The organism is Streptomyces sp. NPDC057877, from assembly GCF_042796855.1.
In the GTDB taxonomy this organism is placed as follows: Bacteria; Actinomycetota; Actinomycetes; order Streptomycetales; family Streptomycetaceae; genus Streptomyces.
This window is the reverse complement of sequence record NZ_JBHVMS010000002.1, coordinates 431,696-450,513: the sequence shown is the minus strand read 5'-3', so window position 1 is coordinate 450,513 and position 18,818 is coordinate 431,696. Positions and strand designations below refer to the sequence as shown.

The 18,818-nt window shown below is 70.1% G+C and carries 13 protein-coding genes; 5 read left to right on the top strand and 8 right to left on the bottom strand.

Annotation, left to right across the window (positions count from 1 at the left end):
* Positions 1 to 10 precede the first annotated feature (10 nt).
* Positions 11 to 409: a 6-pyruvoyl tetrahydropterin synthase family protein gene (locus tag ACFVQG_RS05870; protein ID WP_383377279.1), complete on the bottom strand. Its 399-nt coding sequence runs from the start codon at positions 407 to 409 to the stop codon at positions 11 to 13.
* Between the two features lie 157 nt (positions 410 to 566).
* The gene (locus tag ACFVQG_RS05865; protein WP_383377276.1) at positions 567 to 1,547 is read right to left on the bottom strand and encodes a dehydrogenase; all 981 of its coding nucleotides are present in this window, start codon (positions 1,545 to 1,547) and stop codon (positions 567 to 569) included.
* A gap of 107 nt (positions 1,548 to 1,654) precedes the next feature.
* Between ACFVQG_RS05865 and ACFVQG_RS05860 the strand changes: the two genes are divergently transcribed.
* Positions 1,655 to 2,443, top strand: coding sequence for a CDP-alcohol phosphatidyltransferase family protein (locus ACFVQG_RS05860; protein ID WP_383377274.1), 789 nt, complete (start codon positions 1,655 to 1,657; stop codon positions 2,441 to 2,443).
* Between the two features lie 196 nt (positions 2,444 to 2,639).
* On the top strand, positions 2,640 to 3,266 hold the full coding sequence (locus ACFVQG_RS05855) for a hypothetical protein (RefSeq protein WP_383377273.1): 627 nt from the start codon (positions 2,640 to 2,642) through the stop codon (positions 3,264 to 3,266).
* 57 nt (positions 3,267 to 3,323) lie between these two features.
* On the opposite strand, the gene ACFVQG_RS05850 is transcribed toward ACFVQG_RS05855, so the two are convergent.
* The 4 genes from ACFVQG_RS05850 to ACFVQG_RS05835 are packed head-to-tail and all read right to left on the bottom strand — an operon-like array spanning position 3,324 to position 7,894.
* Positions 3,324 to 4,682 (bottom strand): GH1 family beta-glucosidase, encoded by a 1,359-nt coding sequence (locus tag ACFVQG_RS05850; RefSeq protein WP_383377271.1) that lies wholly within the window; start codon positions 4,680 to 4,682, stop codon positions 3,324 to 3,326.
* Positions 4,683 to 4,714: 32 nt separating this feature from the next.
* Complete coding sequence (locus ACFVQG_RS05845; protein WP_383377950.1) at positions 4,715 to 5,554, bottom strand: carbohydrate ABC transporter permease; 840 nt, start codon at positions 5,552 to 5,554, stop codon at positions 4,715 to 4,717.
* A 10-nt stretch (positions 5,555 to 5,564) separates the two neighbouring features.
* Positions 5,565 to 6,572, bottom strand: a complete 1,008-nt coding sequence (locus ACFVQG_RS05840) for a carbohydrate ABC transporter permease (protein ID WP_383377268.1) — start codon at positions 6,570 to 6,572, stop codon at positions 5,565 to 5,567.
* Between the two features lie 5 nt (positions 6,573 to 6,577).
* Positions 6,578 to 7,894 carry an ABC transporter substrate-binding protein gene (locus ACFVQG_RS05835; RefSeq protein ID WP_383377265.1) on the bottom strand — a complete coding sequence of 439 codons (1,317 nt, stop codon included), beginning with the start codon at positions 7,892 to 7,894 and terminating at the stop codon, positions 6,578 to 6,580.
* 506 nt (positions 7,895 to 8,400) lie between these two features.
* Between ACFVQG_RS05835 and ACFVQG_RS05830 the strand changes: the two genes are divergently transcribed.
* A complete protein-coding gene (locus ACFVQG_RS05830) occupies positions 8,401 to 10,218 on the top strand; it encodes a coagulation factor 5/8 type domain-containing protein (protein ID WP_383377948.1) in 1,818 nt (605 codons plus the stop codon).
* A 274-nt stretch (positions 10,219 to 10,492) separates the two neighbouring features.
* Here the strand turns inward: ACFVQG_RS05830 and fusA are convergent, their stop codons facing one another.
* Positions 10,493 to 12,577, bottom strand: coding sequence for an elongation factor G (fusA, locus tag ACFVQG_RS05825; RefSeq protein ID WP_383377263.1), 2,085 nt, complete (start codon positions 12,575 to 12,577; stop codon positions 10,493 to 10,495).
* Between the two features lie 593 nt (positions 12,578 to 13,170).
* Between fusA and ACFVQG_RS05820 the strand changes: the two genes are divergently transcribed.
* Positions 13,171 to 16,002 carry a PQQ-dependent sugar dehydrogenase gene (locus ACFVQG_RS05820; protein WP_383377261.1) on the top strand — a complete coding sequence of 944 codons (2,832 nt, stop codon included), beginning with the start codon at positions 13,171 to 13,173 and terminating at the stop codon, positions 16,000 to 16,002.
* A gap of 44 nt (positions 16,003 to 16,046) precedes the next feature.
* The gene (locus ACFVQG_RS05815; protein ID WP_383377259.1) at positions 16,047 to 17,858 is read left to right on the top strand and encodes a ThuA domain-containing protein; all 1,812 of its coding nucleotides are present in this window, start codon (positions 16,047 to 16,049) and stop codon (positions 17,856 to 17,858) included.
* Positions 17,859 to 17,939: 81 nt separating this feature from the next.
* On the opposite strand, the gene ACFVQG_RS05810 is transcribed toward ACFVQG_RS05815, so the two are convergent.
* Positions 17,940 to 18,803 carry a transferase gene (locus ACFVQG_RS05810; protein ID WP_383377257.1) on the bottom strand — a complete coding sequence of 288 codons (864 nt, stop codon included), beginning with the start codon at positions 18,801 to 18,803 and terminating at the stop codon, positions 17,940 to 17,942.
* Positions 18,804 to 18,818 lie beyond the last annotated feature (15 nt).

Below are 18,818 nucleotides of genomic sequence, written 5' to 3'. Positions count from 1 at the left end.
CTCACGTCGGTCACAGGGCACGCTCGTAACTCGCCCAGGCGATGTGCGACTCGTGCAGGGTGACCGAGAGGGCCTCGATGCCCCGGGCGCCCTCGCCGAGCGCGCCCTGGTGGATCCGCTCGGCGAGCCGGTCGGCGATCACCTTCGCCAGGAACTCGGTGGAGGTGTTGATCCCGGCGAAGTCGGGCTCGTTGTCGAGGTTGCGGTAGTTCAACTCGCTGACCACGGCGCCCAGTTCACGGGTGGCGAGGCCGATGTCGACGACGATGTTGTCGTCGTCCAGCTGCTCGCGCCGGAAGGTGGCGTCCACCAGGAACGTGGCCCCGTGCAGACGCTGCGCGGGTCCGAACACCTCGCCGCGGAAGCTGTGGGCGATCATGATGTGATCGCGGACGGTGACACTGAACAACGAAACGACCCTCCAGGTGCGGCGCATGGATGCCGAGTAGTACGGCCGGAGTCCTTCCCTTGTTCAGCCGGTCGTACGTTCTTCTCTCAGGTCAGGCGATGGTCGGACAGCAGTCGGACAGCAGTCGGGCGGCAGTCCGGCGGCAGTCGGGTGGCTGTCAGAGGTCCTCGTCGTACCGCACCCGGTGGCAGAGCGCCGGGATCTCGCCCGAGGCGAGCGCGGGCATCACCTCCGGCAGCTCCTCGAAGGCGCACTCACCGGTGACGAGCGCGTCCAGCGCCGGGTCGGCGAGGAGGTCGAGGGCGAGGGCGAGGCGGTCGGCGTAGGTGCGGCCGGGGCGGGCCGGGGAGACGGTGCCGACCTGGCTGCCGCGGATGGTCAGGCGGCGGGAGTGGAATGCCTCGCCGAGCGGAAGGCTGACCTGCCGGTCGCCGTACCAGCTCAGTTCGATGACGGTGCCCTCGGTGGTGAGGAGTTCCAGGGAGCGGGCGAGGCCCCGCTCGGTGGCGCTGGCGTGCACGACGAGGTCGCGGTCACCGCGGGCGTCGGCGGGCAGCGCGAAGTCGACACCGAGGGCCGCGGCGGTCTCGGCCCGGGCCGGATCGGCGTCGACGAGCTGCACCCGCACCCCCGGGAAGCGGGCCAGCAGGGCGGCCACGGAACAGCCGACCATGCCGCCGCCGACGACCGCGATCCGGTCGCCCACCAGCGGGGCGGCGTCCCACAGCGCGTTGACGGCGGTCTCCACCGTCCCCGCGAGGACGGCGCGTTCGGCGGGTACGTGCTCCGGCACCGGCGTGACGGCGGTCGCGGGAACGACGTAGCGGGTCTGGTGCGGATGCAGACAGAAGACCGTACGGCCGAGCAGGTCCGCCGGTCCCGCCTCCACCTCCCCGACGCTGAGGTAGCCGTACTTCACCGGGCCCGGGAAGTCGCCCTCCTGGAACGGCGCCCGCATGGCGGTCCACTGGCTGCGCGGCACCCCGCCACGGAAGACGAGCGTCTCGGTGCCCCTGCTGACGCCGGAGTAACGGGCCCGCACGAGGACCTCACCGTCGGCGGGTTCCGGAAGGGCCTCCTCCCGGATCTCGGCCCGCCCGGGTGAGCTGAGCCAGAACGCACGTGCGGTGCGAGTCATCGGCATCCTCCTGAACGATCGGGAAGTTGTCCACGTACCGAGGTGTGCACAGGCCGCGCACAGTACGCGGCGGTGATCGACTCTGTCACACGGCCGGAGGATGTGCGGTGGCCCTGAACAACCCCTATGGAGCGAGCCCGGTGCTACAGGAACCCGCGGTCGGCGCGGGCGTACAGATCCTGTTGCTCGCACTGCTCGGCCCGGCGATCGGCATGGGCCCGGCGGGCTGGCTGACCGGCCTCGGCTTCGCGGTCGGCACCTGGGCCGTACTCTCCCGGGCCGTGCACCGCTCCCGGCTGCGCTCCTTCGGCCCGGCGAACCGGGTCACCCTCGGCCGCGCCACCCTGGTCGGCGGTGTGACGGCCCTGGTCGCGGACTCCTTCGCCAGCCCTCCGCCGGTGACCCTGCTGGTCGGCCTGACGGCGGTGGCCCTCCTGCTGGACGGCGTCGACGGCAAGGTGGCCCGACGCACGGGGACGTCGTCCGCGCTGGGGGCGCGGTTCGACATGGAGGTGGACGCGTTCCTGATCCTCGTCCTGAGTGTGTATGTGTCGGTCACTGTCTCGGTGGGGCCGTGGGCGTTGCTGATCGGCGGTATGCGGTATGCGTTCGTCGCGGCGTCGCGTGTATACCGTTGGCTGAATGCACCCCTGCCGCCGAGTACGGCGCGCAAGACGGTCGCGGCCTTGCAGGGCGTGCTGCTGTTGGTGGCGGGCGCGGACGTACTGCCCCACCCGGTGACGACGGGGGTCGTGGCGCTGGCCCTGGGCCTGCTGGTGTGGTCGTTCGGACGGGACGTGGTGTGGCTGTGGCGGCGGTCGCGGGTCACCGAGAGGTCGGCTGCCCCGAAGACCGCCGAGGAGAAGGACCGGGTCCTGGAGCCACTGGCTGGCTGACGGCCCTTGCTTGAACGGGACGGACGGGCACGACCAGGCCTGGGAACCATTCACCGGGCTTCCGGCGTGTTCTGTGCGCCAGCCCTCGCGGGTATGTTCACCGCACCCGCCTGGCCTCGCCGCCACCGCGCCCCGACCGTGCGACGACCCGACCGATCGCGCACGGCGGGCACCGCCCCGAGAAGGAGCCCGTCCCATGACCGACAGCACGCCGGAGAGACCGGACACCACCACCCAGCACCTGTCATCACCCCCGCCCCCCGCCGCACCCCCCTACGCCTACCCGGCCACCGTCACCGTCCCCCCGCCGCCCGCACCGCCGTCCCGAACCGGCATACGCGCCCTGGTAGTCACCGTGGTCGTCGTGCTGCTCCTCGCCGGTGGCGGCACCGCCTGGTGGGCCCTCGCCCGCGACGACGGGGGCGACGGCGGCGGCGCGATCGACCACGTCGAACTCTCCGGCGGCAAGCTCGTCAACGACGACAGCGCCTACGGCGAGGACTGCGACGACACCGACGCGTTCTCGTACAACGACTGCGACACGTACGGCAGTTCGGACACGGACGCGACCTACGAGTTCGAGTACGAGATCACCAACAAGGGCAGCGGCTACGCCAACTACTCCGTCATCGTCAACGCCTTCGACGAGGACGGCGACTTCATCGGCCAGACCTACATCGGCGCCACCCACCTGGCCGCCGGGAAGACCGACTCCGACGAGGGCGAGTTCGGCGAGTACGACACCTTCGAGGACGGGCGCGACGCGTCCGACATCGATTCGGTGGAGGTTGCTCACGTGGAGCGCAGGTCGTTGGTCAACTGACCCGGCGCGCCGGTGTCCCGGCGGTCGCGTGCTGGCGCGACCGCCGGGACCGGGGCGTCACGCCGCCCGGCGCACCATCCCCCGATGGTCGCGGATGATGTTCGCGTAGTGGTGGCCGCTGCCCTTGATCGTGCGGACCTGGGTGCGGTAGTCGACGTGGACGAGGCCGAAGCGCTTGTCGTAGCCGTACGCCCACTCGAAGTTGTCGAGGAGGGACCAGGCGAAGTACCCCGCCAGCGGGGCGCCCTTGCGGGCGGCGGAGGCGCAGGCGGCGAGGTGGCGGTCGAGGTAGTCGCGGCGTTCCGGGTCGTCGATCGTGCCGTCGGGGCGGACGACGTCCGGGTAGGAGGAGCCGTTCTCCGTGACGTAGAGCTTGCGGGGGCCGTACTCCTCCGTGAGGCGGAGCAGGAGGGTTTCGATGCCGGTGGCGTCGACCTCCCAGTTCATGCCGGTGCGGGGGACGCCGGGGCGGTCGACGGTGCGGATGTAGGGGGCGGGGGCGGTCGGGTCGGCGGCGATGGTCTGGGGGAAGTAGTAGTTCAGGCCCAGCCAGTCCAGGGGGGCGGCGATCGTCGCCGCGTCGCCGGGGCGTTCCGGGAGGTCGACGCCGTAGACCTCGCGCATGTCGGACGGGAAGCCGCGGCCGTGTACGGGGTCCAGCCACCAGCGGTTGGTGTGGCCGTCCATGCGGCGGGCGGCGGCGATGTCCTCGGGGGTGTCGGTGGCGGGGTGGATGGTGGAGAGGTTGTTGACGATGCCGACCTCGGCGTGCGGGGCCGCCGCGCGGATGGCCTGGGTGGCCAGGCCATGGCCGAGGAGCAGGTGGTAGGAGGCGCGGACGGCGGCCGTGAGGTCGGTCAAGCCGGGGGCCATGAGGCCTTCGAGGTGGCCGATCCAGGCCGAGCACAGTGGTTCGTTGAGGGTGGTCCAGTGGGTCACGCGGTCGCCGAGGCGGGCGGCCACCACCTCGGCGTACGCGGCGAAGTGTTCGGCCGTTTCGCGTTCCGGCCAGCCGCCGCGGTCCTGGAGGGCCTGCGGCAGGTCCCAGTGGTAGAGGGTGACGGAGGGGGTGATGCCCGCCTCCAGGAGGCCGTCGATCAGGGCGTCGTAGAAGGCCAGGCCCTTCGGGTTCACCGGGCCGTCGCCGCCGGGCAGGACGCGGGGCCAGGCGATCGACAGGCGGTAGGCGTTCGTGCCGAGTCTGCGCATCAGCGCGATGTCCTCACGCCAGCGGTGGTAGTGGTCGCAGGCGGTGTCGCCGTGGTCGTCGCCCGCGATCTTGCCGGGGGTGTGCGAGAAGGTGTCCCAGATCGACGGCGCCCGGCCGTCCTCCGTCACGGCTCCCTCGATCTGGTACGCCGAGGTGGCCGTGCCCCACAGGAAGTCGTGCGGGAGTGCGGCGAGGTCGATGGTCACGAAGGTCCTTTCGGAACGGGGGGAGGCGGTGGTCACTTGACGGCTCCTGCCGTCAGCCCGGCGACCAGGTAGCGCTGCAGGAGGAGGAAGCCCGCGACGACGGGGAGGCTGACGACCAGTGAGGCCGCCATGATCTGGTTCCAGTACACGTCGTTGAGGGTGGAGTAGCCCTGGAGGCCGACCGCGAGGGTGCGGGTGGTCTCGTTCGTCATCACCGACGCGAACAGCACCTCTCCCCAGGCGGTCATGAAGGCGTAGACGGCCACCGCGACGATGCCGGGCACCGCCGCCGGGACGACGACGCGGAAGAGGGCGCCGAGGGGACCACAGCCGTCGACCATCGCGGCCTCGTCGAGGTCACGGGGCACCGACTCGAAGTACCCGATCAGCATCCAGATGGAGAAGGGCAGGGAGAAGGTGAGATACGTGAGGATCAGGCCGCCGCGGGAGCCGAACAGGGCGATTCCGGTGGCGTTGCCGATGTTGACGTAGATGAGGAAGAGGGGGAGGAGGAAGAGGATGCCGGGGAACATCTGGGTGGACAGGACGGTGACGGTGAAGATCCGCTTGCCGCGGAAGCGGTAGCGGCTGACCGCGTACGCCGAGAAGACCGCGATGATCACCGAGCAGACCGTGGCCGCGCCCGCCACGATGAGCGAGTTGACGAAGTAGCGGGCCAGCGGAACCGTCGACCAGATGTCGATGTACGGGCGGATGGTCAGCTCGCTGGGCAGCCAGCGGAACTTTCCCGTGACGTCCGCGAGCGGCTTCAGGGAGCTGGAGACCATGACGTACACCGGCAGCATCACGAAGCCGGTGAGCAGGGTGAGGAAGATCCGGCGGGTCCACAGGAAGGAGCGCGGCGGGGCCAGGGGTGAGCTGTCAGACATCGGCCGTCTTCCTTCCGCGGGAGGTCAGGGCCAGGTACACGCCCGTCACGACGAGCAGGAAAAGCAGCAGCAGGACGGACATGGCGGAGCCGGTGCCGAAGTTCCAGCTCACGAAGGACGCCTGGTAGATGTGGACGGAGATCAGGTCGGCGGCCTCGGGAGCGGCCCGGCCGAACATCACGTACGGCGTGTTGAAGTCGTTGAACGTCCACAGGAAGAGGACCAGGACCAGCACCTGGTTGACGGGGCGGAGGGAGGGGAGGGTGATACGGCGGATCTGCTGCCAAATCCCCGCGCCGTCCAGGGCCGCCGCCTCGTACAGCTCCTTGGGGATGTTCTGGAGTCCGGCCATGACGATGAGGAAGGCGAACGGCCAGCCCTTCCACACCGAGACGGTGAGCAGCGCGAAGAAGCTGTTGTCGCCGATGAGCCAGAAGGAGGGCTTGTCGGTGAGGCCGAGCTGGTCGTGCAGGACGTGGTTCACCAGGCCGTTGTCGTGCTGGAACATGAACACCCAGGTGATCACGGCCGCGTAGACGGGCAGGGCGTACGGCACCAGGAACAGGGCGCGGAGCAACCCTCGACCGTAGAACGAATCCTGCATACAGATGGCGGCAGCCGTGCCGATCAGCCAGCACAGGCCGACCGACAGCACCGTGAAGACACAGGTGATCAGGAACGAACGCAGCAGCGCCTCGCCGACGGGGGCGTTGAAGTCCACCGCCAGGTCGTAGTTGTCGAAGCCGGACCAGGGCGCGGTGCTCCAGTCGCGGATGTAGAACTGCGTGAGTTCCTTGAAGCTCATCACCACACCGGTGACCATCGGCACCAGGTGGACCAGGAGTTCGAGGAGCAGGGCGGGCAGGAGGAGCAGATACGGCAGTGAGACGCGGCGGAGCCGCCCGGTGCGACGCGGGCCGCGCGCCACACCGGGGGTCTTCCCGCCACTGGTCCCGCCATCGTCGGTGGCGTCGGTCTGCACCGGGACAGTGGTCGCCATCGGGGTCACTTCTTGGGCATCTGCTGCTGGGCCTTCTCCAGCGCCGCCTTCACCGACTCGGTGGTGACCGGGCGTCCGGCGGCGGCCTCGGCGAACAGTCCCTTGACCGCCGTACCGACCGTCGTCTCGAACTGTGACTCGTCGGCGACCTGCGGCAGCGCCACCGCACTGGTCGCGAGGGTGTTCTTCAGGACCGCGTTGGCGGGGGTGTTGAACGCCGGGTCCTCCTGCGCGGCCTTGACCGGCGGTATGGAGCTGTAGGCCTTGTTGAGGATCTTCTGTTCCTCGTCGCTGGTCATGAACTCCACGAACTCGGTGGCGCCGTCGAGGTTGTCGGAGTTCTTGAAGACGGCCAGGTTGATGCCCGCGACCATCGAGTTGACCTGCGCGCCGGAGCCCGGGGTGCCGGACTGGACGGGGACGGGCGCCACGCCGTAGTCGTCCTCGCTCATGCCCTGCGACTTGAGGTTGGCGGACGCGGACTGCCACAGCAGCATCGCGGTGTTGCCCTTGGCGAAGTCGCTGACGGACTGGTTCTGCGCGTACTCGGCGTTGCCCGGCGGGATGGCCTTGTCCTTGGCCATCAGGTCGACGTACTGCTTGACCGCGGCGACGGCGTTGTCCGAGGTGAAGTCGGCCTTGCCGTCGGGGGTGAAGAAGTCGGCGCCGTGCTGCTTGGCGAAGACGTAGACGTGGTGGATGTTCTCCGCCGGGTTGGCGCCCTCCGCGCCCAGCACCTGCTTGCCCGCCGCGCTGATCTTCCTGCCGTCGGCGACCAACTCGTCCCAGGTGGCGGGCGGTTCGTCGATACCGGCCTCGGCGAAGATCTTCTTGTTGTAGTAGAGGGCGTACGCCATCGAGTACAGCGGCACCGCGGCCGGGTCCTGGTCCTGCGCGCCGGTGGAGCCGAGCGCCGAGTCGACGAAGCGGTCCCGGCCGCCGATGGCGGCGAACTTCTCCTCGTCCCAGGGCAGCAGCGCGCCCGTCGCCTGGAGGGACGCCGACCAGGTGTTGCCGATGTTCAGCACGTCCGGGCCCTGGCCGGAGGTGGTGGCGGTCAGGATCCGGTTCAGCAGGTCGGACCAGGGCACGACCTCCAGCTTCACCTTGATGCCGGTCTCCTTCTCGAACTTGTCGAGTTCCGGCTGGAGGACCTTCTTGTCGATCTCGATGCTGGCGCCCTGGTTCGACGCCCAGTACGTGAGCGTCTTGGGCGAGTCGTTCGACCCGCCGCCCGTCGAAGAACCGCCTCCGCAGGCCGAGGCGGCGAGGGCGAGAGACAGGGTGACGGCGCCTACGGCCGCGGCTCGGACTCTGCGCATGGCTCCTGGTGTCCCTTCAGGGGAGCCGCCCTCGCGCTCAAGCACGCTCAAGGGATCCCCTCATGGCTTAATTTAGGACGTGAGTTAAACCGTGAACGCGGGGTCCGTCAAGGGTTTGGACACCATTCGCCGAACTCTGCCGCAGCTCTTGACGCGTACGTTGGACGCCTGAAGCATTCCCCGGCGAGAGAGCGCTCCCTGTACCCCCCAACGTTCATTTCCTGAACAACCCTGAACCAGGAGAGAGCCGCGCCATGCCCCCACTTCCACTTCCCCGCTCGCGTCCGTCTGCTGAGTCGTCTGCTGAGTCGTTTGTTGAGCCGTCTGTTGAGCCGTTCGTCGCGGCGCCTGTTGAGGCGTCTGCTGAGGCGTCTGCTGCGCCCTCTGCTGGGCTGTCTGTCGGGCCGTCTGTCGAGCCGTCAGGTGGGCCGTCTGGTGGGCCTGCTTCGGCCGTGAGACCGGTCGAGTCGACCGGCGTCGTGGAACCGGCGGAGGCGACCGGCGCCGTGGAACCGGCGGAGGCGACCCACGTCGTAGAACCGGCGGAGCCGACCGGCGTCCCGCGTCGCGCCGTGCTCGGTGTCGCCGCCGCTGTCGCGCCCGTGCTCGCCGGGCTGGCCGCCGCCCCCGCGGCGGCTGCCGCGGACCCGGTCCCGAGGCGCAAGCGGCCCCACGCCCTGCCCGGCGGCGGGGACCTCGGTCCCAACGTGGTGGTCTTCGACCCGTCCACGCCGAACATCCAGGGCCGACTGGACGACATCTTCCGCCAGCAGGAATCGGCCCAGTTCGGCACCGGCCGCTGGGCCCTGCTGTTCAGGCCCGGCACCTACCACGGCCTCAACGCCCAGCTCGGCTTCTACACCTCCATCGCCGGGCTCGGCCTGTCCCCCGACGACACCACCATCAACGGTGACGTGACCGTCGACGCGGGCTGGTTCAACGGCAACGCCACCCAGAACTTCTGGCGCTCCGCGGAGAACCTCGCCCTCGTGCCGGTCAACGGCACCAACCGCTGGGCCGTCGCCCAGGCGGCGCCCTTCCGCCGTATGCACGTGCGCGGCGGCCTCAACCTCGCCCCCGACGGCTACGGCTGGGCCAGCGGCGGCTACATCGCCGACAGCCGGATAGACGGGCAGGTCGGCCCGTACTCGCAACAGCAGTGGTACACCCGGGACAGCTCCGTCGGCGGCTGGATCAACGCCGTGTGGAACATGGTGTTCTCCGGCGTCCAGGGCGCCCCCGCGACCAGCTTCCCCAATCCGCCGTACACCACGCTCGACACCACCCCCATCTCCCGCGAGAAGCCCTTCCTGTACCTGAGCGGGAACGACTACCGCGTCTTCCTGCCGGAGAAGCGGACCAACTCCCGCGGCGTCACCTGGGGCAACGGCACCCCGCGCGGCACCTCACTGCCGCTGACCCAGTTCTACGTCGCCCGGCCCGGCGTCTCCGCCGCCACCCTCAACCAGGCCCTGGAGCAGGGGCTGCACCTGCTGCTGACGCCGGGGATCTACCACCTCGACCAGCCGGTCCGGGTGAACCGCCCCAACACCGTCGTCCTGGGCCTCGGGTACGCCACCCTCATCCCCGACAACGGCGTCACCGCCCTGACCGTCGCCGACGTCGACGGCGTGCGGCTTGCCGGGTTCCTCGTTGACGCCGGGACCGTCAACTCCGCGACGCTGGTGGAGATCGGCCCGCGCGGCGCCTCCCGGGACCACTCCGCCAACCCGACCACCGTCCAGGACGTGTTCATCCGCATCGGCGGAGCCGGGCCCGGCAAGGCCACCACCAGCCTCGTCGTCAACAGCCGCCACACCATCATCGACCACACCTGGATCTGGCGCGCCGACCACGGCGACGGCGTCGGCTGGGAGACCAACCGCGCCGACTACGGCCTGGTCGTCAACGGCGACGACGTACTCGCCACCGGCCTGTTCGTGGAGCACTTCAACAAGTACGACGTCCAGTGGTTCGGGCAGCGCGGCCGCACGATCTTCTTCCAGAACGAGAAGGCCTACGACGCCTCGAACCAGGCCGCCATCCAGAACGGGTCGCTGCGGGGGTACGCCGCCTACCGCGTCGACGACCGGGTCACCACGCACGAGGGGTGGGGGCTGGGCAGCTACTGCTACTACAACGTCGACCCGACGATCGTGCAGGAGCACGGGTTCGCGGCGCCGGTGCGGTCTGGGGTGAGGTTCCACAACCTGCTGGTCGTCTCGCTTGGCGGTAATGGGCAGTACGCGCATGTGATCAACAATGTGGGGGCGCCTACTTCGGGGACGTCTACGGTGCCTTCGACTGTGGTGGCGTATCCGTAGAGGGTGGATCGGTAGGGGGTGGGTCGGCAGGGCGGTGGGTCGGGTGGCCGTGGATCGGGTGGCCGTGGATCGGGTGGGGTGGGCTGTATGCGATCGACCACCACGACGACGCAGTCGGCTGTCGACTGTCGGCCGTCGGCCGCATACAGCCAACCGCACGACAACAGTCGGCTGTCGGCTGTATGCGGTCGACCGCATAGGGCTAGTCGCCGGTATGCAGTCGACCGCACAGCGCGTAACAACAGTCGGCTGTATACAGCCAACTGCCGCCCGCCTACCGCCCCTCCCCCACAGCCACCCCCACAGGCGCCACCGCATACCCCGTCGGCCGCGCCGTGAACGTCCCCCGCCCCTGCGTACGACTACGCAACCGCGTCGCGTAGCCAAACAACTCGGCCAGCGGCACCGTAGCGGTCACCACCGCCGCGCCCGCCCGGGTAGCGGACCCCGTCACCCGACCCCGCCGCGCCGCCAGGTCACCGAGCACCCCGCCCACCGCGTCCTCGGGCACGGTGACGGTGACCTCGGCGACCGGCTCGAGCACCGCCATCGCACAGTCCCGCAGGGCACCGCGCAACGCCAGCCGCCCGGCGGTGCGGAAGGCCATCTCGGAGGAGTCCTTCACATGAGTCGCCCCATCGGTCAGCGTGACGCGCAGCCCGGTCACCGGGTGGCCGCCGAGCGGCCCGTCGGCCAGCGCGTCCCGGCACCCGGCCTCGACCGCCCGGACGTACTCCTGCGGTACCCGCCCACCGACGACCACCGACCGGAACTCGAACCCGGTGGCACCGGCCTCGCCCGCGTCGAGCGGCTCCACGTCCAGCACGACATGGGCGAACTGCCCCGCCCCACCGTCCTGCTTGACGTGCCGGAAGACCAGTCCGGACACCCCCCGCACCACCGTCTCCCGGTACGCCACCCGTGGCCGACCGACGTTGACCTCCAGGCCGTGGGCGCGGCGGAGCTTCTCCACCGCGACCTCGAGATGGAGTTCGCCCATGCCGGAGAGCACCGTCTGGCCGGTCTCGGGGTCGGTCCGCGCGACCAGCGACGGGTCCTCCTCGGTCAGCCGGGCCAGTGCCGCGGCCAGCCGGTCGGTGCCGGTGGAGGCGCGGGCCTCGACCGCCGCGGAGACGACCGGTTCGGCCACGCCGGGCGGTTCGAGGACGAGCGGGGCGCCGGGCGCGCACAGCGTCGAACCCGCGCGGGCCGACTTCAGCCCGACGACGGCGACGATGTCACCGGCCGACGCACGGTCGACCTGGGCGTGCCGGTCGGCCTGGACGCGCAGGACGCGTCCGATCCGCTCGGTGCGGCCCGTGTTGGACTCCCACACCGTGTCTCCCTTCTCAATGGTCCCCGAGTACACCCGCAGGAACGTCAGCCGCCCCGTGGGCGTGGCGTTCACCTTGAACGCCAGTGCCGCGAACGGTGCCGCCGGGTCGGCGGGCCGCCGCTGCTCGGCACCGTCGTGGGTGCCGCGTACGGCGGGCACGTCCAGCGGCGACGGCAGGTAGTCCACGACGGCGTCGAGCAGGGGCTCGATACCGCGGTTGCGGTAGGCCGAGCCGCACAGCACGACCACGCCGCCACCGTCGCGGGTGAGGTCCCGCAGCGCGCCGGTCAGCGTCTCGGCAGCGAGCGCCGAGGTGGCGCAGAACTCCTCCAGCGCCACCGGATGCAGTTCGGCCACCGCCTCCTCCAGCAGCCTGCGCCGCCGCCCGGCCTCCGCCAGGAGGTCGGGCGGCACCGGGCCCTCCGTGGCCGTGGGTGTGCCGTCCGTCCAGACCAGTGCCCGCATGCGCACCAGGTCCACCACGCCGGTGAAGCCGTCCTCCGTGCCGATCGGCAGTTGGACGACGAGCGGGGCGGGGTGCAGCCGGTCGCGGATGGAGGCGACGGCGGTGTCCAGGTCGGCGCCCGCGCGGTCGAGCTTGTTGACGAAGGCGATCCTCGGTACGCCGTGCCGCTCGGCCTGCCGCCACACGCTCTCGCTCTGCGGTTCCACCCCGGCGACGGCGTCGAACACCGCGACCGCCCCGTCCAGCACCCGCAGCGAACGCTCCACCTCGTCGGCGAAGTCGACGTGGCCCGGTGTGTCGATGAGGTTGACGCGGTGACCGTCCCAGTCGCAGCTGACGGCGGCGGCGAAGATGGTGATGCCGCGGTCGCGCTCCTGGGGGTCGAAGTCGGTGACGGTGGTGCCGTCATGGACCTCGCCGCGCTTGTGTGTACTGCCGGTCGCATACAGGATCCGCTCGGTGACGGTGGTCTTCCCGGCGTCGACATGGGCGAGGATGCCCAGGTTGCGGACGACGGCGAGCGGGTTGGCGAGCTGACGGCTCGTGGTGGTGCGCATGGCCCGTGGTGGCCTTTCGGTGAGTCAGAGGTGTTCGGGCAGCGCGATTCCCGGGCGACGACACGGGCGTACTGGCACCCCGTCAGCCACCGTCTGCGAGACGGCCGTACAGGGGTGTCAGGCGTGGTGTGCCACGGGTGTCCGGTGCCGGGCGCGCAGCGGGCACCGGGCGGAGGAGGACACCAGGATCACCTCGTAGCGGGAGCGGGGAGCGACGGCGACGGCGCGATCACGCACGGCCCGGCTCCCCTCGACTCGTCACGACGCCGCGCCGCCCCGTGGTGGGCGGCGCGCGATGGTGTGGCGAGTGTAGGGAACGGGGCGGCCGGGCGGCACGCGGTTTTCGCCGGGCAGGGCGTGCCGCGACTTTGTCCGCGCGATGGAAGAAGCGACGAGATCTTGAGCGAAAGGGGTTACGTCTCCGTACGAAGACCACTAACTTCCTTGAAATGACCGGGACATGACCTCATGACCGGTGTTCCACGGCGCGACGGCGCGCGCCTGTACTCCCCCCGGCGGACCGGTTCCGGCCTGCCCTCCACCCCCACCCATGGGAGACATCTGTGCGCAAGAGACCGTTCAGGCGCAGAGTGATGCGCAGACTGACGCAGTTGCTGGTACCGGCGGTGGTGTGCGCCGTCGGTCTGACCCTGCCCGCCACCCCTGCGGCATCCGTCCCCGAAGCTGCCCCCGCGGCCGCCGCCGACCCGGTGTTCCAGCAGGTCACGCTGGCCAAGGGCGTGGCCGAGACGGGGGAGCCGATGACGCTGGCGGTGCTGCCCGACCGTTCGGTGCTGCACACCTCGCGCGACGGCACGCTCCGGCTGACCGACGCGGCGGGCACCACCAAGGTGGCCGGGAAGCTCGACGTGTACAGCCACGACGAGGAGGGCCTCCAGGGCGTCGCGGCCGACCCGGCCTTCGCCAGCAACCGCCACGTCTACCTGTACTACGCCCCCAAGCTCAGCACCCCGGCCGGTGACGCCCCGGCCAACGGCACGGCGTCGGACTTCGCGCCCTTCAACGGCGTCAACCGCCTCTCCCGCTTCGTGCTGAGGACCGACGGCACCCTGGACCTCGCCTCGGAGACGAGGATTCTCGACGTCCCGGCGTCCCGCGGCACCTGCTGCCACGTCGGCGGCGACATCGACTTCGACGCGGCGGGCAACCTGTACCTGTCCACCGGCGACGACACCAACCCGTTCGCCTCGGACGGCTTCACCCCCATCGACGAACGCGCCGACCGCAACCCGGCCTTCGACGCCCAGCGCTCCTCCGGCAACACCAACGACCTGCGCGGCAAGGTCCTGCGGATCAAGGTCAACGCGAACGGCTCGTACTCCATCCCGGCGGGCAACCTGTTCCCGCAGGGCACCGCGGGTACCCGCCCCGAGATCTACGCGATGGGCTTCCGCAACCCCTTCCGGATGAGCGTCGACAAGGCCACCGGCATCGTCTACCTCGGCGACTACGGCCCCGACTCCGGTACGTCGAGCCCCACCCGTGGGCCCGAGGGCCAGGTCGAGTTCAACCGGATCACCAGGGCGGGCAACTTCGGCTGGCCGTACTGCACCGGCGCCAACAACGCCTACGTGGACTACAACTTCGCCACCGGCGCCTCGGGCTCCGCCTTCAACTGCTCGGCGCCGAGGAACACCTCCCCCAACAACACCGGACTCACCGACCTGCCCCCGGCCCAGCCCGCCTGGATTCCGTACAACGGCACCTCCGTACCGGAGTTCGGCGGTGGCTCGGAGTCGCCCATGGGCGGACCGGTCTACCGTTACGACGCCTCGTCGACGTCGGCGGTGAAGTTCCCGCAGGAGTACGACGGTGACTATTTCGCCGGGGAGTTCGGGCGCCGCTGGATCAAGCGCATCGAGAGCGGCGGGGATGGAACGGTCCAATCCATCAACGCCTTCCCCTGGACCGGCACCCAGGTCATGGACATGGCCTTCGGCCCGGACGGGGCGCTCTACGTCCTCGACTACGGCACCGGCTACTTCAACGGCGACGAGAACTCCGCCCTCTACCGGATCGAACACGTCACCGGCGGCCGGGCACCCTTGGCCCAGGCCGCGGCGAACGTGACGTCGGGCAGGGCACCGCTGAGCGTGTCGTTCTCCTCGGCGGGCAGCTCCGACCCGGACGGCGACAGCATCAGCTACCGCTGGACCTTCGGCGACGGCGCCACGTCGACGTCCGCGAACCCGACCCACTCCTACACCGCCAACGGCCGCTACACCGCGACCCTGACGGTGACGGACTCCACCGGCCAGTCGGCGACGGCCTCCGTGCAGATCACGGTCGGCAACACCGCTCCGACGGTCACCCTGGACACACCGCTGGACGGCCGTGTCTACGACTTCGGCGCGGCGATCCCCTTCAAGGTCACCGTCACCGACCCCGAGGACGGCACGATCGACTGCTCCAAGGTCAAGGTGAGCTTTATCGTCGGGCACGACAGCCACGGCCATCCGCAGACCTCCGCCACCGGCTGCACCGGCACCCTCCAGACCCTGGCGGACGGTGAGCACGACCCGAACGCCAACATCTTCGGGGTGATCGACGCCGAGTACACCGACAACGGCGCGAACGGCCAGCCCGCCCTCACCACCCACGACCAGCACATCACCCAGCCGTCCCACCGGCAGGCCGAGCACTACGGCGACTCCGCGGGCGTCCAGGTCGTCAACCACGCCCCGGCGCACGGCGGCAGGACCGTCGGCCATATCGAGAACGGCGACTGGATCTCGTTCAAGCCCTACGCGCTGGACAACGCGACCCAGTTCACCGCCCGGGTCTCCTCGGCGGGCGCGGGCGGCACCATCGAGGTGCGCGCCGGTTCCGCGACCGGCACGCTGATGGGCACGGCCACGGTGCCGGTGACCGGTGGCTGGGAGACCTTCGTGGACGTGAACGCCTCCCTCGCCAACCGGCCCAGCAGCACGACCACCCTGTACCTGGTGTTCAAGGGCGCAGCGGGCTCCCTGTTCGACGTGGACGAGTTCTCCTTCGCCACCTCGGGCGGTCCCACCGGACCGCGCTCGGGCCCGGTGAAGGGCGTGAACGGCAAGTGCCTGGACGTCTCCGGCGGCGCCACCGCCGACGGCACCCAGATCCAGCTGTGGACCTGCAACAACAGCACAGCCCAGACTTGGACCGTTCCAGGCGACAACACCATCCGAGCCCTCGGCAAATGCCTCGACATCTCAGGCGGCGCCACCGCCGACGGCACCAAGATCCAGCTGTGGACCTGCAACGGCACCGGCGCCCAGCAGTGGACCCCCCAGGCTGACGGCACCCTGCGCAACCCCCAGTCCGCCAAATGCCTGGACGCGTCCGGCTCCACCTGGAACGACGGCACCCCCGTCCACCTGTGGACCTGCCACACCGGCGCCAACCAGAAATGGACCCTGCCGTAAGCACGCACGAGGAGCACAAGGACCACAAGGAGGTGAGTCACCCCATGCGCAAGCAACTACGCACCGCAGTGACCCTGCTCGCCGGGGCCCTGCTGGCCATGACTCCGGGCGTGTCCGCGGCGGATCCCGCGGACGGTGGTAGGAACACCGCATACACCAGCCGGGACATGGCATACACAAGCCAAGACGCCGCACGCGGCATCCAGGACATCGCATACACCGCAGCCGCCGCGGATCCGGCATACAGAATCCTGGTCTTCTCCAAGACGGCAGGATTCCGCCACTCCTCCATCGACGACGGCATAGCCGCCCTCCGCGCCCTCGGCACCGCCAACAACTTCACCGTGGACGCCACCGAGGACGCGACCGCCTTCACCACCGGCAACCTCGCCCAGTACCGGGCGGTGGTCTTCCTCTCCACCACCGGCGATGTACTCAACGGCACCCAGCAGACGGCCTTCGAGCAGTACATCCAGGGCGGCGGAGGCTATGTCGGCGTGCACGCGGCGGCCGACACCGAGTACGACTGGCCGTTCTACGAAGGCCTGGCCGGAGCCCTGTTCCACTCGCACCCCGCGATCCAGTCCGCGACCGTCAAGGTCGAGGACCGCGCCCATGACGCCACCGCCCACCTCGGCAGCGCCTGGCAGCGGACCGACGAGTGGTACAACTACCGCTCCAACCCCCGCACCACCGCCCATGTCCTGGCCTCCCTCGACGAGTCCAGCTACAGCGGCGGCAACATGTCCGGCGACCACCCGATCAGCTGGTGCAAGGACTACCAGGGCGGCCGGGCCTTCTACACGGGCGGCGGCCACACCGACGAGTCCTACAGCGAGCCCGCCTTCCGCCGCCATCTGCTGGGCGGCGTCCGCTGGGCGGCGGGCATGACCCGTGCCGACTGTCGACCGGAGACCGGCTACCGTCCGCTCTTCGACGGCTCGGGCACCGCGGGCTGGAGCCAGGCGGGCCCGGGCGGCTTCACCCTGGCCGACGGCACGCTCACGTCCCAGGGCGGCATGGGCATGCTGTGGTACTCGGGCAAGGAGTTCACCGGCGACTACTCCCTCAAGCTCGACTGGAAGGCGAGCGGCGACGACAACTCCGGTGTCCTCATCGGCTTCCCGGCCTCCAGCGACCCCTGGTCGGCGGTGAACAACGGTTACGAGATCCAGATCGACGCCACGGACACCCCCGACCGCACCACCGGTTCCGTCTACGGCTTCAAGTCCGCCGACCTCGCGGCCCGCGATGCCGCGCTCAACCCTCCGGGTGAGTGGAACACGTACGAACTGCGGGTCACGGGTGAGCGGCTGGAGATCTTCCTCAACGGCCGCAAGGTCAACGACTTCACCAACACCGACCCGGTGCGCAGTCTCGCGCAGGGTCACATCGGACTGCAGAACCACGGCGACGGCGACGAGGTGGCGTTCCGCAACATCCGGATCAAGGAGTCGGGTGGCCCCACCGGACCGCGCTCGGGCCCGGTGAAGGGCGTGAACGGCAAGTGCCTGGACGTCTCCGGCGGCGCCACCGCCGACGGCACCCAGATCCAGATCTGGACCTGCAACAACAGCACAGCCCAGACTTGGACCGTTCCAGGCGACAACACCATCCGAGCCCTCGGCAAATGCCTCGACATCTCAGGCGGCGCCACCGCCGACGGCACCAAAATCCAGTTGTGGACCTGCAACGGCACCGGCGCCCAGCGATGGACCCCACAACCCGACGGCACCCTGCGCAACCCCCAGTCCGCCAAATGCCTGGACGCGTCCGGCTCCACCTGGAACGACGGCACCCCCGTCCACCTGTGGACCTGCCACACCGGCCCCAACCAGAAATGGACCCTGCCGTAGGAGAGTCGTGGGAAAGCCGTAAGGGATAGGTACTGACAGCGCATGAGGAGGTCAGTGCCGCAAGGGCACTGACCTCCTTTGTCAGACCTCGGGCGTCACCACTATCGCGAGGTCGTTGTCGACCGTGTAGTAGGGACGCACGGTGGCGCCCCCGACCACGGCCGCCGGAAAGACGAAGACCTTCTTACGGTCGGCCACGTCGTCCAGGAGACGGCCGAGCCGCACCGGCGCGCCCGCCGCGGCACCGGCGTCCTGCGCCTGCGCCTGCGCCTGCGCCTGCGCCTGCGCCTGCACGAAAACGTCCCAGACGCGGGCCGTACCGCCGCCGCCGTCGGCCACCAGATCCTCGTAGTGCACGGTGAAGGAGAAGCCCCACTCGTCGCCTTCGGCGTGTGCGGGCACGGTCTTGACCACCCCGTCGCCGCCCCGCAGGCGAAGCCGTACGGTGGCCTCGTCGGAGAGCGGGGTGCCGTGCAGCCGGGCCCGGATCGTCAACGACCGGTCCGACGGTGCCATGCTCGCGACCTCCGCGTGGGCGGGGCGCAGCCAGGTCCGCAGGGCGAGGAAGCCGTCCTTGGTGGCGTACGGCACGCGTACGGCGACCGGTGACGGCCGGTCACGGGTGTACCCGTCGACCAGCGCCCGCAGATCCCGCAGCCCCGGCCGCAACCGGTGCCGAGGGGCGTCCGGTTCGGTCCCGCCGGTCAGCAGGTACAGGTCCCACCGCCCCTCGGCGAGCGCGGGGTCCGGTTCCAGTACGCCGCGCAGTCGGCCGTCGTCCGCGGGCTCGAGTCCGAGCACGCGCAGGGTCTTCTCGGGCTGCCCCTTCTTGGGTCGCAGCCGCAGGAGCAGACGGGGCGAGGGGACGTCGGCGGCGAGACCCGGCGGCAGGACGAAGCTGATCCGGCCGTCCGTGTCCACCGTGCAGTTGGTACGTGGTTGCATGTCGGTTGTCACCGT